The organism is Nocardia abscessus, from assembly GCF_015477775.1.
In the GTDB taxonomy this organism is placed as follows: domain Bacteria; phylum Actinomycetota; class Actinomycetes; order Mycobacteriales; family Mycobacteriaceae; genus Nocardia; species Nocardia abscessus_A.
This window is the reverse complement of the sequence record NZ_JADLQO010000004.1, coordinates 319416-334986: the sequence shown is the minus strand read 5'-3', so window position 1 is coordinate 334986 and position 15571 is coordinate 319416. Positions and strand designations below refer to the sequence as shown.

The following is a 15571-nucleotide window of genomic DNA, read 5'->3' as shown; positions in this document are numbered from 1 at the left end:
TGCCGTCGCGAATTCTGGGTGTCGCTAGACGAAGTCGATCGATGATATGCGCCATCCCTGGGGGGTGCGTTGGACGAAGACACGGGCGTCGAGGTTGGTGGTTTCGACGATCGTTCCTTCGGGTGTCTTGACCGCCTGGGTGATCAGCACGAGCCGGTCGATGCGGTCCGCGGTGTCGGGATCGTGTTCGGTGCCCATGACCAGGACGGTCGCTTCCACGGTCGAGCGGTCGCGGGCCCACTGGTCCCATTGCGCGCCGGGGCCCCGTTCGGTGTTGTTGCCCGACTTGGCCGCCAGGTCGGCGGTGAGCCACGGGGCAGCGCGGCGATAGGCGTCGGTTCGGCCCTGGTCGGGGCCGGGATGCCAGGTGAACATCGTCTGCAGACCGGAGCGGATGGTGGCGATGGCCTCCTTGTCGCCCTCGTGCACGTCGCTGCCGGTGTGGTCGGAGCAGCCGGCGCCGAGGGTGGCGATGAGCAGCGCCGCGATCATGAGCGGAAACCGAAGGATGGACACGGCAATCTCCTCAGAAGCGCACCGCTTGGATGCGCCAGCCTTGTTCGGTCTCGATCAGTGTGGCCCAGGCGGTCAGGTCGATGGTGTCGATCGGCCGCCCGCCCGGATCGGTGACGGTCTGGTGGATCAGCACGACGCGGTCGATCCGGCCGGGCTTGTCGGGTGGGTGCTCGTCGGTGGAGACCTCGACCGCGACCCGGACCGTCGCGCCGGCCTTCGCCCAGGCGTTCCACTGGGTCTTGGAGCCGCCTTCGGTGCGGTCGCGCGCACGCGCTCCGAGCTCGTCGGTGAGGTAGGGGCGAGCGCGGGCATAGGCGTCGTCGGGGGAGGAGTCGGTGGCGGGCCGCCAGCCGAACATCGTCGCGAAAGCGGCGCGCAACACCACGTGTGGGTCGGCGGTCTCGGCGGCGCCGAGCGGGGCGGGCAGCGGCAAGCCGGGCACGGTTCCCGCGCAGCCGCCCACCGCCAGCACGGCCAGCGTCGCGGCGCAGAAGAGCAACAGGGTTCGGGTCATGACATGCTCCGGATCTTCGCGCCGGGTGGAATCGGCGCCTCCACGACTTTGCCGTCCTCGGCCGACGCGTGGACCATCTTGCCGTCGCCGACCGTGATGCCGACGTGGCGTGGCACTCCGTTCGGCCCGAAGTCGGTGTAGACGAGGTGCCCCGGACCGGCCCGGTCGGTGGGCAGCTCTTGTCCTTTCGTCCACTGCTGCTGCACGGTGCGGGGCAGCGTCACCGCGCCACCGGTCGCGACGTAGGCCACGTAGGTCGCCAGGCCCGGCGAGTCGAAGCCGCCTTCTGTAGGGCCCTTGGTGTTTCCGCCGCCCCAGGTGTACGCGGCGCCGAGGTACTGCTGGACCGCCCGCAACGCCTTCGCGCTGGACTCGGCGTTGCGGCCGGCGCTCTCGGCGAAGTCGGCTGCGGCGAACTCGCGTTCGTAAGCTCGGATCTTGCGCACGTAGGGCTGTGTCTGGGTAGTGTATTCGCCGCCCGACGGCATGCCGCGCGCCGCTTGCACCGCCCCGAACCCGGCGTTGTACGCGGCCAGTGCCAGGTCGACGGCGTCACCGCGCAACTGCCCGCCGGTGATGCCCGCCGTGGAGTCCCGCCAGTTCTTGCACATGAAATGCGCTTGCGCGACAACGGCGTCGGCGATGCTGTTGATGTCGCTGCGGCCGTCGCCGTCCGCGTCGACCTTCCAGGTCTCCCAGGTGCCCGGCAGGAATTGCGCCGGTCCCATGGCTCCGCTCGAGGACACGGGCGCCGTGGCGCCGTGCCGGAAGTTGTTCTCCGCCTTGAGTTGCCCGGCCAGCAGCGGCGCGGTGATGCCGCTGCCGGGGCAGTCGGCGGCGCCTTTGCGCAGCCACGGCACGAATTCCGCCGGAACCTTGCCCGGAGCGAGGCCCGCGCCGGGGCGGACGGCGCAATCGGCGATCGAGTGCGCCATCTTCAACGCCGATTGATCGGCCGTCGGGGCGGCCTGGTCGAGCAGCGGAGCCGGGTCGACGAATTTGCCGTTCTGCAGCCTGCCGCCCTGCCACAGTTCGAAATGCAGGTGCGGACCGCTGGACGCGCCGTTGCTGCCGACGTCGGCGATGTGCTGGCCCGCCTTGACGACGTCACCGGCGGCGACGTGCATGCCGTCGTCGTACATGTGACCGTAGACGGTCGAGACCAGCCCGTCGGACGTGGTGGAGTCGATGACGATCCAGTTGCCGAATCCCGTGGCCTGTCCCGCCGCCGCCACCTTGCCGTCCAGCGCGGCGAAGATCGGCGTGCCGCGTTTGGCCGCCAGGTCCATGCCGCGATGGAACTCGCCGCCGCGGATGCCGAAGGCCGAGGAGACGGTGTAGCTGCCCTTTGCCATCGGCCCGTTGAGCACGACACACGGCGGCGGTTGCGAAAGATCCAGCGGCAGAGCACGGTCCGGAGGACGGTAGTGCACTGGGACCGGCGGCCGCTGCGGATCAGGTGAGGGAGGCGGCGGTGGGGGTGGCTCCGAAGTGGTCGTATCGGGCGCGGTCGTGGTCGGACGGGTGGTCGTGGTCGTCGTGTTGGTGGTGGTCGTGCCGGTGGTGGTCGTCGTGCAAGGGACGGACGTCGCCGTGGCGGTGGTCGTGGTCGTCGGGCAGGTGGGTGGCGTCACCGGGCAAGCGGCTCGGCCCGCGGCGTTCGTCGGACCTACCGGGTCGCAGACCCCCGTCGTGGACGGTGCGGCCGTGGTTCCGGTGACGGACGTTTCGGCCTGCGTGCTCGTGCTGGTCGAACCGGCCGCACCGCCCACCGTGGTGGTCGGCGGTCGGAACCGTGTGGTGGCAACCGGTTCGGTGGTCACCGGCGTGGATCGTTGGGCCTGGGTCGGAGCCGGGGTGGCCGGCGGCTGGGATGTGATCGGCTCGGCCCAGGCACGCGCTCCTCGATCGGCGCCGAGGGGCGTTTGCGTAACGCAGACGAACACGACCGACACCGTCACCGCTATGAGCAGCGTCAGGGTGCCGGAGCGGCGGAAGGTTCCGCGTCGGTGTCGGAGCATCGTCGGTTCCCCCGGTAGACGAAGGCGGACGCCACACAGCGTCGCGCCTCAGCGGGGCGCCCGCACCCACCCGTGTCGGCGAGATCCCGGGCGCCGCACGGCACGCTCGACCGCCGTCGCCGTTTCTCACCTGCGCCGATGCCCGGAGGTACCGTGCCCGAACGGGCAACGACCTGCGCGTTTAGTCCTCGTTCAATGCACGGTTAGTGGTCCGCGCAGGCTCGGTGACAGGCGTCGGGGAGGGCCGGCGCGGAAGTATCCGAGAGGTGCACGATGGACAGAACCGCGATCTACGTGGAAGCGCGCGACCCGATCTCGCGGGCGGGCCTGATCGCCCAGTTGCGGCCGCGCACGGAGATCCTCGTCGTCGACGACCCGGCACGCGCGGTGGTCGCGCTGGTCGTCGCCGACACGGTCGACGAACACACGTTGCGGACGCTGCGCCGCATGCAGCGAGACGGCAGGCGCCCGGTATTGGTGGCCGCCGATTTCGACGAACACAGTCTCGCCGCCGCCGTCGAAGCCGGGATCGCGGGGCTGGTGCGACGCCAGGAGGCGACCTCGGAACGTCTGACGCACGCGGTGTGCGCCGCGGCGCGTGGCGAGGGGACCGTACCGCCCGATCTGCTCGGCAGGTTGCTCGACCAGGTCGGGCGGCTGCAGCGGCAGATGCTGCATCCGCGGGGGCTCAGCCTCACCGGGCTGACCCACCGGGAGATCGAAATCCTGCGCTTGGTCGCCGAGGGCGACGACACGGCCGAGATCGCCGCCAAGCTCTGCTATTCGCAGCGCACCATCAAGAACGCGCTGCACGACATCACCAGCAGGCTGCAGCTGCGCAATCGGTCACACGCGGTCGCGTACGCGCTGCGCCAAGGCTTGATCTAGGGCGGTGGCACAGTGTTCGTCGAGGTGGACGAGGCGCTGCGGGCGCTGGTCGGCGCGGACGCCGTCGACCGCAACGAGGTCGACGTGGTGTTCGACGCGCCGACCAAGGAGTGGGCGGCGCGGCGGAACGCGCCCACCGTCAACATGTTTCTCTACGACATCCGCGAGGACCTGCGCAGGCGGCAGCGCGGCCTGATCAACGAGTACGACGAGAACCGAGTGGTCGTGCGCAGGCACCAGGGACCGCGATATTTCAAACTGTCCTACCTCATCACGGCGTGGACGCAGCGGCCGGAGGACGAGCACCGCCTGCTGTCCGCGCTGCTGTCCTGCTTCCTGCGCCACGACTCGATTCCGGGCGAGTCGCTGAGCGGAACGCTGGCCGAGATCGGTCTCCCCGTAGCGCTGAACATCGCGTTGCCGCCGCCGGAGGACCGGTCGTTCGCGGACGTGTGGTCGGCGCTGGGCGGCGAGTTGAAGCCGTCGCTGGATCTGGTGGTCACCGCGCCCGCGGACACCGGGCGGGCGATACCGGCGGCCGTGCCCGCGCACGATGGTGTTTCGGTGGGCATGCGGGACCGCCACGGCGCGGCCGCCGACGCGCCGCGGGGCAAGCGCACGGAGCGGCGGCCGTGAGCGCCGCGAGCCTGCGCTATCTACTCGCCCGTCTGGCCGTGATCGAGGCACGGGTGCGGCGGGCGGTGGCGCAGCGCCGCGCGGACGATCCGCAACCCGACGACCCGTTCCGCGGCCTGTACCTGTCCGACGACACGGTCGACCGCCTGCTGAACTCGGCGCGTGCGCCGCTCGTCCCCGACCCGCTGGAATCGCGGCGGGCAGCGGATGCCGAAGTGATCGCCGCCGCGGCGCGTTCGGAGGGCGAGCACGTTCGTTTGGCCCGAGTGATCGAGGAATTCGGGCTGGACGGGCTCGACGCCGAGGTGCTCCTGGTAGCGCTGGCGCCGGACGTGGACTCCCGTTTCGAATGGCTCTACGGCTATCTCAACGACGATGTGACGCGACGCAGAGCGACTGTGGGACTGGCTCTTTCGCTGTGCGGCGTGCCCGCGGCGGCCGCCGCCGGGCGTGCGCGCTTCAGCGCCGAGAGCGCTCTGGTCGGTAGCGGGCTCGTGACGATAGCGGAGAGCGACCGCCCGCTGCTGGCGCGGACCTTACGCATACCGGATCGTGTGGTCGGGTATCTGCTCGGGGATGACGCGCCGGATCCCGAGCTGTGCCTTGCGATCGCTCCCGCACCACCGGAGCCCGCCCAGCCGGACCCGGGCCTGGTCGCCGCCTTGTCCGGCCGGCACATGCTGGTGTACCTGCGCGAACGGCCCGGCGGCGGCGGTACGGCGGTAGCCGCGGCGGCAGCTCGCCGAATCGGTCGCGAAGTCTTGATCGTGGACCTGCCGCTGGTCGCCGACCAGCCGAGCACGATCGCGACGGCGGTGCTGGAGGCGCGGCTGCGCGGTGCCGTGCTGGTGGCCGCGGGCGTCGACGGATTCGCCGAGCGGCCCGAGACCATCCGCGCGCTCGCGGACGCGCAGGCGACCGTCGTGCTGGTGGGCAGCGCGGTCTGGGACCCGGCTTGGGCCCGGCGTCAACCGGTGCCGCTCGACGTGGCTCCGCCCAGCGCCGCGGACCGCTCCCGGATGTGGCGCGCCGTGCTCGCCGACCCGCTGTCCGACGGGTCCGACGCGGCGGAGGCGACCATGCAGTTCGTGCTGACGCCGGAACAGCTCGCGCGAGCGGCCACGGCGGCGACCGTCAGGGCCGAGCTCGCCGGCCGCCCGATGTCCGCCGAAGACCTGCGCTTCGGCGCCCGCGCCCAGAACAGCGCCGGACTGGAGCGGCTGGCCCGGCGGATCGAGCCGGCGGTCGGCTGGCCGGATCTGGTTCTGCCGCAACCGGTGCTGAGCCAGCTGCGCGAGGTGGCGTTGCGCGCCAGGCAACGCACCGTGGTGCTCGACGAATGGCGGATGCGGCCGGGCGGCGGGCGGGGGCGCGGCGTGACCGCGCTGTTCACCGGCGACTCCGGGACGGGCAAGACGATGTCGGCGGAGGTGATCGCCGCGGATCTCGGCCTCGACCTGTACACGGTGAACCTCGCGACCGTGGTGGACAAGTACATCGGCGAGACCGAGAAGAACCTGGAACGCATCTTCGTCGCGGCGGCCGGGGTGAACGCGGTGCTGCTGTTCGACGAGGCGGACGCGCTGTTCGGCCGCCGTACCGAGGTGCGCGACTCGCACGACCGGTACGCGAACATCGAAAGCGCGTACCTGCTCCAGCGGATGGAGTCGTTCGACGGCCTCGCGATCCTGGCGACCAATCTCCGCGCCAATCTGGACGACGCGTTCACCCGGCGTCTCGACGTGGTGGTCAACTACCCGACGCCCGACGAGGACGCACGCCGCAGCCTGTGGGAGCGCTGCGTCGGCACCAGGATTCCGCGCAGCGCCGACCTGGATCTGCACTTCTGCGCCCGCTCCTTCGAGTTGTCCGGCGGCAATATTCGCTCGGCGGTCATCACCGCCGCCTACTTGGCCGCGGGCGCCGGACGCGAGCTGTGCACCGCCGATCTCGTCGCGGGGGTGCACCGGGAGTACCGCAAGCTCGGAAGGCTCACCCTGGCCAGGGAATTCGGCCCCTATCACGAGTCCGTGCGTCAGTAGCGCGGCGGCAAATTGCCCGTCAGGGCGGATATCCGTGCCCGAACGGGCAGGAAGGACTTCCCTGGCGACGTCACGTCGGTCGACTGTCCGCGTCGCCACCCCGGCCGATACTCGACTCACCGACATGAGGAGGTGAGCCGTGCGCGATTGCTCGACCTGCGGGACGTCCAATTCCACAGATGCCGAGTTCTGCGTCAACCCGCAGTGCCGCACCTACCTGGGCTGGGCGACGAGCACGATCGCGGCGGTACGCGAGCAGCCCAGCGGAGCCCGCGCCGACGCTCCCGTGCCGGCCGGGGTGGCCCCGGGTCCGCCCCGGCCCGCCACCGCACCGACGGCCACGCCGGGGAATCGGCAGCGCTACGGCGTTCACCTGTCCATCGAGCAGAACCAGTTGACCGTCGATCCCGGCTCGGCGGTGGTCACCACGCTCACCGTGCACAACACCGGCACCCGGGTGGAGGAATTCGAGCTCGGCGTGGCGGGCCCCATGCGCCCGTTCGCGCACCTGGAACCCGCTGTACTGAGTGTCTTCCCGGACGACAGGGCCACCGCGGTGCTGCGGTTCGCACCGCCCCGAGATCCCGGGATCCCGGCCGGGCAGGCGCCGTTCCTGGTCGGCGTCCGGTCCCGGGTGAACGCGCGGGTCTCCGACAGCGGCTCGGGCACGCTGACGGTCGGCTCGTTCACCGAGGTACAGGCGGCGCTGCGGCCGGAGACCAGCCGTGGTCGCAAACCGGGGAAGCATACGGTCACGACCACGAACGCGGGGAATGTCCCGCTTGCGGTGCAGATCGTGCTCACCGACCGCACGGGCGCCCTGACGTTCCAGCCGCCTCGAGCGGTCGCGCAGCTTGGCCCCGGCGCGGCGGCGGAAACTCCCGTACTGGTCGGTGGCGGGCGAAAGTGGTTCGGGCGCACCGAATCGCATGCGTTCACGGCACAGGTCGATCGCGCAGGCGGTGGCGCACCGGTCACGTTGAACGGCGTCCGCAACCAGGTGCCGATCTTCCCCTGGTGGGTCCCCGTGGCGGCGGCGGTGGCGCTCGCACTGGCGCTCGCGGTGGTCGCGCTGTGGCCGGGGGACAAGGTGCCGAGCATCGCGGGCAAGAGCAGGGCGGATGCCGAACGCACACTTCAGGAAGCCGGGTACCGGCCGGTGTACGTCCCCAAGGTCGATGCCGGGATCCCCTTCGGGCAGGCCATCGGAACCGAACCTCGGGCGAACGAGGAACTCGAGCGTGGTTCACCGGTCAACATGCACGTCTCGATCGGGCCGTGCGAGGGCGAATGCCTGATCGAAGTGCCCAACGTCTTGGGTCTACCCCTGGCGGATGCGCAGAAGGCGCTCGAGCAAGCCGAATTCGGCGTCCGGCATTTCGAACAGCAGAGCCCGGAGATCGCCAAGGGCACGGTCATCGCGAGCACGCCCGCGGCAGGCGAGCAGAAAGCCCGTGGTAGCGAGGTGGCCCTCGCCGTGTCGTCGGGCCCGGCGCCCACGCCGACCCCGGCAGGTCCGACGTCGGGCACCGATCCCGTCGACAAGAAGGACGAGGCGGGCAAGGACGGATCGGGCAAGGACGGGACGGAGACGGGCAAGGAGCAGGTGCCGGTGCCCGATGTCGCCGGGCTCCCCGAAGCGGAAGCTGTCGCGAAGATCGAGAGCAAGGGCTTGACCGTGACCAGGGTCGGCAAGCCGGACGACACCGTGGCGAAGGGGGTCGTGCTGGCCACGAACCCGGCGGCGCAAACCATGGTGACCAAGGGAGCCGCGGTCACGGTGACGGTGTCGAGTGGCCCGAAACCGGTCGTGGTGCCCGGTCTGGCCGGAAAGCCGAAGGCGCAAGCGCTCTCGGCACTGGAGGCTCTGGGGCTCGAGACCAAGATCGGCGGGAAGCCCAGCACCACGGTGGCCGCGGGCACCGTGCTGTCCACCGCACCCGCTGCCGGAGCCGAGGTGCGACCGGGGACCGAGGTCACCGTGGTGGTGTCCCAGGGTCGCCCCTGCGCAACCGGTTTCGTCTTCCGGTTGGCCGCTCCCGACGACCCGATCTGCGTCGTCCAGACGACCGCGGACCGCACGAAGAACGAGAACGAACAAGCGAAGTTCCGGGTGAGCGCCACCGACCACTCCTATGGTCCCGACACCTGTGTTCAGGGCTACGTCTGGCGTGAGGCGGTGCCGAACGACCACGTCTGCGTTCCCACTCAGTCCCGTGCGGACGCGGCCGCCGACAACGCCGCCGACAAAGACCGACACGTCAAGTGAGGCAATCATGCGAGAACACGAGCACGAGAACGTCGAGAGCGCGCTGCGGCCGAAGTCCGGCCGTGTGGAGGAGCCGGAGACCGCGTTGCAGCTGCGGGCGGCACTGTCGGGGCGGCTGGAGGCCGCCTCACCGAGCGGCCTGATCGGATTGCAACGCGCGGCCGGGAACGCGGGCACCGCAACGTTGTTCGAAGATCCGTCGCCGGTCCACCAAGTTGTCGCCTCCGGCGGCGGACGGCAGCTCGAACCCGAGGTGCGCACCGACATGGAATCCCGATTCGGTCAGGACTTCGGCGATGTCCGGGTGCACACCGATGGCGCCGCACACGAATCCGCGAAATCGGTCGACGCCCACGCCTACACCGTCGGCTCGAACATCGTGTTCCAGCGCGACGCCTACGATCCGTCCTCCACGGCCGGGCGCCATACCCTCGCCCACGAACTGACCCACGTGGTGCAGCAGCGCAGCGGACCGGTCGACGGCACCGATGCGGGCGGCGGGCTGAAGGTCAGCGATCCGTCCGACCGCTTCGAACGCGAGGCGGTGGCCAATGCCGACCGCGTCCTGTCCGCGCCCCCGTCGCCGCAGGTTTCCCACGGCAACGAAGTCCAACGCTGCGCGGACAACCACGTCGCTCAGCGCACCGAGGAACCGGCAGAGGACGAGACGACTGCCCAGACCTACGTGCAGCGCGCCGAGAGCGAGGAAGAGGAGCAGCCCGCCTAGGCCGCCCGAGACCTTGCCGGAACCGAGATGTCCGTGCCCGCGCGGTGGCCACGGACCGCGAAGTCGCGCCATTCAGTCGGCGGAGCGGCGCAGGCGACGGGCGGAGCGGTCGTGCTGCAGCGGCAACAAGGCTCCGCGGGTAACGGTGCGGTCGCCGAGTTGGTCGCGCAGGCCGTGGAGCGCGAGGGGTAAGGCCGAGCAGCTCAGGTTGCCCGATGAGGCAGTCTCCGCTTCCCGAACACACATCCGTTAGGCCGTACAACGCTCTCGCGCTTCGTAAGACGCTGTAGGAGAACAGTTCACCTCTAGCGAGGAGGCGTTATGCCGACCTATCTGTCACCCGGCGTGTATGTCGAGGAGGTGGAGGCCGGGTCGCGACCGATCGAGGGGGTTGGCACGGCCGTGGCGGCCTTCGTCGGGTTCGCCGCGGACGGACCTTTCAACGAACCGACGTTGTGCACCAACTGGAGCCAGTTCACCCAGCAGTTCGGTGCCTTCGTCGAGGGCAGCTATCTCGCGCACGCGGTGTACGGATACTTCGCCAACGGCGGCGGCGCCTGCTACGTGATCCGGGTCGGGCTGGACGGGAGTGCCAACGGCACGAGGCGCGGCGAGCTGCCCGCGGGCGCACGGCAGGCGGAAGTGGGCGGCTACCGGATCTCCGCGCTGGACTCCGCCGACGGCAAAGCCGACCTCACCGTCGAGATCAAGCCGGTGGAAGGCGACGCGGCGCCCGAGGATCAGTTCTCGGTCGTGGTCAAGCGCGGTTCGAAGGTCGAGGAGTCGATCGGACCGGTCACGATCAAGCGCGGCAAGGACAACGTGGTGACGGTCGTGCGGGCGCAATCCAAGCTCATCACGATCGAGGAGACGGGTGGCGCGCAGGCCCGGCCGGACTTCGGGTCGGTCACCCTGGCCGCGGTCGTGCCGCCGCCCACTCCGGAGCGGATCTGCGCCGAGGACTACGTGGGCGACGTCGACGAGCGGACCGGGTTCTCCGGTCTGGCCGCGATCGACGAGGTGACGATGGTGGCGGTGCCCGACCTGATGAGCGCCTACGAGCGCGGGGCGATCGATCTCGAGTCGGTGCAGGCGGTACAGCAGGAAATGATCACCCACTGCGAACTCATGGGTGACCGGGTGGCGATCCTGGATCCGCCGCCCGGCCTGGGCCCGCAGCAGGTCAAGGAGTGGCGGGTCGAAAAGGCCGGGTACGACTCGAAATACGCCGCGCTGTACTACCCCTGGATCAAGGTGTTCGATCCGGCCGCGGGAACGGCCAGGTTCGTCCCGCCGAGCGGTCACGTGGCCGGTATCTGGGCCCGCAACGACGAGTCTCGCGGTGTGCACAAAGCGCCGGCCAACGAGGTGGTTCGCGGGGCGCTCACGCTCGGGGTGCAGCTCACCAAGCCCGAACACGATCTGCTGAATCCCATCGGAGTCAACTGCATTCGATCCTTCCCGGGGCGCGGCATCCGGGTGTGGGGTGCGCGCACGCTGTCTTCGGACCCGTCCTGGCGCTACCTGAACGTGCGGCGGCTGTTCAACTACCTGGAGGAGTCCATCCTCAACGGCACGCAGTGGGTGGTGTTCGAGCCCAACGACGACGCGCTGTGGGCCCGCATCCGGCGCACGATCAGCGCCTTCCTGGTGAACGAGTGGCGCAAGGGCGCGCTGTTCGGCCTGACGCCCGATGAGGCGTTCTACGTCAAATGCGACCGCGAGACGAACCCGGCCGAATCGATCGACGTAGGGCAAGTGATCTGTGAGGTCGGTGTCGCGCCGGTCAAGCCCGCCGAGTTCGTCGTGTTCCGACTCGCTCAGTTCTCCGGCGGAACCAGCCTCGTCAACGAATGACCCGCAGCAGCACAGGAAGTAGGACATCATGGCGCTCCCCGATCTCGACACCTCGGTCGGCCACTCGTTCGGACTGGAAATCGACGGTGTGGTCATCAAACAGATTTCGGAGGTCTCCGGGCTCAAGCTCGAACAGGACGTGATCGAGCTCAAGCAGAACACCGCCGACGGCAAGTACGTCGTGAAGAAACTGCCCGGCCGGTACAAGGCGGGAGAAGTCACGCTGACGCGCGGCCTCACCGGCGACAACAGCTTCGAGAAGTGGGTCAAGGACAGCCGGTTCGGCAAGATGGGCGCCGCGCGCAAGGGCGGCGCGATCATCGTCTACGACTACGAAGGCCAGGCGCTCAAGCGGTACAAGCTGACCAACGCGTGGCCGAAGTCGCTGGAAATCGGCGCGCTGAAGGCGGGCGACACGAGCGTGCTCACCGAGAAACTGGTCGTCACCTACGAGAACATCGAGGTCGAGTAGTGCGCCGCGTGCACAACGCCGCGGTCACGGACGCGCCCGTCGCGCCCGCGGCCCCGGCGGAGGGGATGCGAACGGAGTTCCCGTTCGTGCTGCCACGCGGTTACCTCGACCCCTCGGGCACCGTGCACCGCGCAGGTGCGATGCGGCTGGCGACCGCGCGGGATGAACTGGTTCCGCTGCGCGACGACCGGGTGCGTGAGAATCCGGCGTACCTGTCGGTGGTGCTTATCGCACGGGTGATCACCCGGCTCGGCACGTTCACCGACATCCACGCCGGCATCGTGGAGGACCTGTTCGCCTCGGATCTCGCCTTCCTGCAGGACCTGTACCAGCGAATCAACGCTGAGGGGCACAGTCGCGCGGCGGTCAGCTGCCCGTCCTGTTCGCACGAGTTCACCATCGACCTCGCGGGCAGCCGCGTGGGGGAATCGTGACGTACGGGGTCGACCCGCTGCTCGAGGAGATCTCGTACGTCGCTTACCACTTCCATTGGCCACTGGGCGAAATTCTCGATCTGGAACACCCGGATCGGCGCCGCTTCGCCGATGAGATCGAGCGCATCAACACCCGAGTCCGAGGGAGGTGAATACGGATGGGGCTGTGGGATCGGCTGTTCCCCAGGCGCCGGCGTGACGTCGACGGATCGGCGACGACCGGCGAAGCCCGAGCCCGGGAGTGGCGGGACGCACCGCCCGTGCAGCGCGTCATCACCGACGTCGCGCTGGTCACCGCCCCAGCCCGGTTCGAGTCGGCGCTGGTCTCTCGTCGCGATTTCTCGTTCCGTGGGCCGATGTCGCACGCCGTCGGCGGCGACGCGCCGTCCGGCGTGATCACCGGACTGGCCGCCAACCCCGCAGTGGTGCAGCGAAACCGGGACGAGAACTCCGGTGCGACCGCTGCGCTGCGCGCGCGATCCGAACCACCAGCGGTCGAGACGCCGACCCGCCACGATCGAGTGGCCACGTTCGCGGACGCGGGGTCGATGGTGTCGGCAGCGGACGCGGTCGAGGTGCCGTTGCGCCATCTGGCACCCGCTTCTGCCGATTCATCGGCACCCTTACCGGCGGCGGTCGACGTGAATACGGCTGAGCTGCAATCGGAATTGTCCGCAGACACGATGCCGGACCGGCAGGAGCCGGTCGCGGCTCCCGGTCCGGATCAAGGGACGAGCCGACTCGACGACACCGATCGGCTCGGCGCGGGTCCGATCGCCGATGCCCGGGACCGGTCTGTACCGGCCGCGCCTCAGCAGATACAGCGACAGTTTGCAGCGGAACCGGCACGTCCGCGGCGGTACGGTCTCGGCGCTCCGCTCCCGGATGGTGAATCCGGAACCGGCACCGGGGCCGAACGTTTCGTACAGCGTCTTCCTGAACAGAAGAGTGCCGCCTCCGCGGAACGCGCGGCAGGTGTGCAGCGTGCCGCTGACCTACAGCGATCGATCGACACAGGTGGTGCTCCGCCTCCGGCCGAGGCGCTCGACCCGCAGCACGCCGAATCCGGGCAGGTAGCCAGCCTGCCGGGTGCGATGAGCACCCCACACGAAACCGATCAGGAGGGTGCTGCCGACGCAAGCCAGAGGATCGGTGTGCACGGAACGGCAAATGCCGGAGAGAGGGGCGGCGAAGGGCGTGCTGTCGATGTGCAGCCCGATTTCAAGATTGCCGCGGATTCGAGTTTCCCCGTCCACAGGGAGCAGGCGCCGAAGCCGCCGACTATTGCGGGTCCACAGCAAATGTTCTCCGCGCAGCGTGCCGCGGACGCCGAGCGGTTCACAATCCAGCAGGCATCGAGTGGCGTGGCTGATTCGGCGCGAACCCCTCGAGTCGCGGTGCCGGAGTTACCCGTGATTCAGCGCCGAGCTGTCGTAGACCAGCACGGTGCCGCGGAGGCGAGCGCCGAACCGCCCCCCGAGGACCCGGCCGGAAGTTCGTTTCTCGACAGCCGAGAACCATCGACGGCACCGCCCGATGGCGGCGATCTGCCGATGGGCGGTGTCGAGATGATCGGCACCACGAACTCGGCGGATCCGCAGATTGCTGAAACTGTCGGATACACAGGCCAATTCATGCCTGTCGCTACATCGATCCCCCGTGCCACGCCGGAGCCCGCTCCGGCATCGACCGTACCCACGGTGCAACGACAGAATCGCGCGGAAGACACGTCTGGGTTGTCCGCTGCACCAGGCTCCCTGAACCTCGGACAACGAGAATCGTCTGCCGCCACCGTCGCCGCCGCGCAGCAGACCCGATCGCTGGCGTCACTCGACTCGACCCCGTCGCGTACGCGGAGCCCGATTCAGCGAACGACCGGCCGCACCCTGCCGGGTTCCTCCATCGGGCATGCATCGAAACCGCCGATCCATGGAGCGGCGGCGGTGCACGATCATGTCGCTTCCGCCCCGCTGCCGAGTGACCGCACCGGAATCGGCACTTCCTCGTGGAGCGCCCTGGCGGTGGTGACCGGGTCGACGCCCGTGCAGCGGATGTCGGACCTCGTGTCATCCACTCCGATGCAGCCCAGCGAAAATCCGACGTCGGCCCCCACCCGCTCGCAGCGCGCCGAACCGCCCACTTCGAAGCAATCCGGGACGCTGCTGCTCCAGCGTCGAACCCCGCTCGGACAGTCGCCGATGCCGGGCACGCCGCATCGGACGGAGACGCCGAGTTTCGTGCGGTTACCGAGCATCGCGGATCCGCGTGTGCTCCAGCGTGAGCACCGCACATTCGGCATGCCCGATCAGTCGGCTCCGGAAGGCGGGCAGGGCGTGCGTTCGTCCACCGATAGCACCACACTCCACCGTGCCGGTCGCTCGTATGCGCAAGCTGCCGTGATCACCGCCCCGGATCGTGACGACCCGGCCCACCTACAGCGCACTCCGACAGACACCGGCGACATGCCGGAAAGTGCCGCGGAACCGCCCGCCACCTCCGACCATGCGGCGACGCACTCGACGGTCGGGCCCGACCCGGCACCGCCACCCGCGCCCGATGCGACCACGACGCAGGCCGTCGCGTCCGCCCAACCCACGTCGGCCACAGCCGGCGCCTCGCCGACCGACATCGACGGTCTCGTGGACCGCCTGTACGAGCCGATCGCTCGCAAGCTGAAAGCCGAACTGCGCCTTGCCAGGGAACGCGCGGGCGTCGCCCTGGACCTCCCTCTCTGATCACGACCCGAGGAGCCGACCATGTCCACCGATCTCGACCCCGCTGTCAGCGTCTGTTTCGTCGTGACCATCGACAACATGAGCCTGGGTGCGTTCAACAGCTGCGAGGGCCTCGGCTGCGAGGTGGTGATGGAGCAGCGTGAGGAGGGCGGCAACAACGGGTACGTATGGCAGCTGCCGACTCGGATCAAGTTCAGCAACATCAAGCTGAGCCGTCCGGTCACGCCCGACACGGCCAAAGTGGCCGCGTGGTTCGGCAGCGTCGCGACCGGGGTGCGCGGCAAGACCGGCCAGATCAAGGCGATGACGGCCGACGGCACGGTGGTCGCGCAGTGGGGCCTGCTCGGTGTCATGCCCGTGCGCTGGACCGGCCCGTCACTGAACGCGGAATCGCCCAAAGTCGCCTTGGAAACGATCGAGATCACCCATCACGGCTTCGTCGAGCCGGGGAAGGCGTGAC

At 69.5% G+C, this 15571-nt stretch carries 16 protein-coding genes; 11 read left to right on the top strand and 5 right to left on the bottom strand.

Going from position 1 to position 15571, the window contains the following annotated elements; genetic code table 11:
• Nucleotides 1-24 precede the first annotated feature (24 nt).
• The 4 genes from IU450_RS14550 to IU450_RS14535 all read right to left on the bottom strand — a co-directional run bounded on the left by IU450_RS14550 (nucleotide 25) and on the right by IU450_RS14535 (nucleotide 2671).
• Complete coding sequence (locus IU450_RS14550; RefSeq protein WP_195150319.1) at nucleotides 25-516, bottom strand: hypothetical protein; 492 nt, start codon at nucleotides 514-516, stop codon at nucleotides 25-27.
• 10 nt (nucleotides 517-526) lie between these two features.
• Nucleotides 527-1030, bottom strand: a complete 504-nt coding sequence (locus tag IU450_RS14545) for a hypothetical protein (RefSeq protein WP_195150318.1) — start codon at nucleotides 1028-1030, stop codon at nucleotides 527-529.
• Nucleotides 1027-2385, bottom strand: a complete 1359-nt coding sequence (locus IU450_RS14540; protein ID WP_195150317.1) for a M23 family metallopeptidase — start codon at nucleotides 2383-2385, stop codon at nucleotides 1027-1029. Before IU450_RS14540 ends, IU450_RS14545 begins: the two co-directional genes overlap by 4 nt.
• 100 nt (nucleotides 2386-2485) lie before the next feature.
• Entirely contained in the window at nucleotides 2486-2671 is a 186-nt protein-coding gene (locus IU450_RS14535) for a hypothetical protein (RefSeq protein ID WP_195150316.1), read from the bottom strand.
• Between the two features lie 653 nt (nucleotides 2672-3324).
• Between IU450_RS14535 and IU450_RS14530 the strand changes: the two genes are divergently transcribed.
• The 9 genes from IU450_RS14530 to IU450_RS14490 all read left to right on the top strand — a co-directional run bounded on the left by IU450_RS14530 (nucleotide 3325) and on the right by IU450_RS14490 (nucleotide 12528).
• Entirely contained in the window at nucleotides 3325-3939 is a 615-nt protein-coding gene (locus tag IU450_RS14530) for a response regulator transcription factor (RefSeq protein WP_195064914.1), read from the top strand.
• Nucleotides 3940-3951: 12 nt separating this feature from the next.
• A complete protein-coding gene (locus IU450_RS14525; RefSeq protein WP_195150315.1) occupies nucleotides 3952-4575 on the top strand; it encodes a DUF4255 domain-containing protein in 624 nt (207 codons plus the stop codon).
• Entirely contained in the window at nucleotides 4572-6617 is a 2046-nt protein-coding gene (locus IU450_RS14520) for an ATP-binding protein (RefSeq protein ID WP_195150314.1), read from the top strand. The genes IU450_RS14525 and IU450_RS14520 overlap by 4 nt, the downstream gene beginning before the upstream one ends.
• 139 nt (nucleotides 6618-6756) lie before the next feature.
• Nucleotides 6757-8886, top strand: a complete 2130-nt coding sequence (locus IU450_RS14515; RefSeq protein WP_195150313.1) for a PASTA domain-containing protein — start codon at nucleotides 6757-6759, stop codon at nucleotides 8884-8886.
• A gap of 7 nt (nucleotides 8887-8893) precedes the next feature.
• Nucleotides 8894-9613 carry a DUF4157 domain-containing protein gene (locus tag IU450_RS14510; RefSeq protein WP_195150312.1) on the top strand — a complete coding sequence of 240 codons (720 nt, stop codon included), beginning with the start codon at nucleotides 8894-8896 and terminating at the stop codon, nucleotides 9611-9613.
• 321 nt (nucleotides 9614-9934) lie between these two features.
• On the top strand, nucleotides 9935-11470 hold the full coding sequence (locus IU450_RS14505; RefSeq protein ID WP_195150311.1) for a phage tail sheath family protein: 1536 nt from the start codon (nucleotides 9935-9937) through the stop codon (nucleotides 11468-11470).
• A 28-nt stretch (nucleotides 11471-11498) separates the two neighbouring features.
• Nucleotides 11499-11942, top strand: a complete 444-nt coding sequence (locus IU450_RS14500; protein WP_174185829.1) for a phage tail protein — start codon at nucleotides 11499-11501, stop codon at nucleotides 11940-11942.
• Complete coding sequence (locus IU450_RS14495; protein ID WP_195150310.1) at nucleotides 11942-12376, top strand: hypothetical protein; 435 nt, start codon at nucleotides 11942-11944, stop codon at nucleotides 12374-12376. The genes IU450_RS14500 and IU450_RS14495 overlap by 1 nt, the downstream gene beginning before the upstream one ends.
• Entirely contained in the window at nucleotides 12373-12528 is a 156-nt protein-coding gene (locus IU450_RS14490; protein WP_174185831.1) for a DUF6760 family protein, read from the top strand. The genes IU450_RS14495 and IU450_RS14490 overlap by 4 nt, the downstream gene beginning before the upstream one ends.
• Nucleotides 12529-13371: 843 nt before the next feature.
• Here the strand turns inward: IU450_RS14490 and IU450_RS14485 are convergent.
• Nucleotides 13372-13632, bottom strand: coding sequence for a hypothetical protein (locus IU450_RS14485; RefSeq protein WP_195150309.1), 261 nt, complete (start codon nucleotides 13630-13632; stop codon nucleotides 13372-13374).
• A gap of 687 nt (nucleotides 13633-14319) precedes the next feature.
• Between IU450_RS14485 and IU450_RS14480 the strand changes: the two genes are divergently transcribed.
• Together IU450_RS14480 and IU450_RS14475 are read left to right on the top strand one after the other, a co-directional pair.
• On the top strand, nucleotides 14320-15111 hold the full coding sequence (locus IU450_RS14480; RefSeq protein ID WP_195150308.1) for a hypothetical protein: 792 nt from the start codon (nucleotides 14320-14322) through the stop codon (nucleotides 15109-15111).
• 21 nt (nucleotides 15112-15132) lie between these two features.
• Nucleotides 15133-15570: a phage tail protein gene (locus IU450_RS14475; RefSeq protein WP_195150307.1), complete on the top strand. Its 438-nt coding sequence runs from the start codon at nucleotides 15133-15135 to the stop codon at nucleotides 15568-15570.
• Nucleotide 15571: the final 1 nt, after the last annotated feature.

Coding starts and splice junctions, on each gene's coding strand:
- IU450_RS14545 (WP_195150318.1), bottom strand. CDS start 1,030: ATGACCCGAACCCTGTTGCTCTTCTGCGCCGCGACGCTGGCCGTGCTG.
- IU450_RS14540 (WP_195150317.1), bottom strand. CDS start 2,385: ATGGCAAAGGGCAGCTACACCGTCTCCTCGGCCTTCGGCATCCGCGGC.
- IU450_RS14530 (WP_195064914.1), top strand. CDS start 3,325: ATGGACAGAACCGCGATCTACGTGGAAGCGCGCGACCCGATCTCGCGG.
- IU450_RS14510 (WP_195150312.1), top strand. CDS start 8,894: ATGCGAGAACACGAGCACGAGAACGTCGAGAGCGCGCTGCGGCCGAAG.
- IU450_RS14505 (WP_195150311.1), top strand. CDS start 9,935: ATGCCGACCTATCTGTCACCCGGCGTGTATGTCGAGGAGGTGGAGGCC.
- IU450_RS14500 (WP_174185829.1), top strand. CDS start 11,499: ATGGCGCTCCCCGATCTCGACACCTCGGTCGGCCACTCGTTCGGACTG.
- IU450_RS14475 (WP_195150307.1), top strand. CDS start 15,133: ATGTCCACCGATCTCGACCCCGCTGTCAGCGTCTGTTTCGTCGTGACC.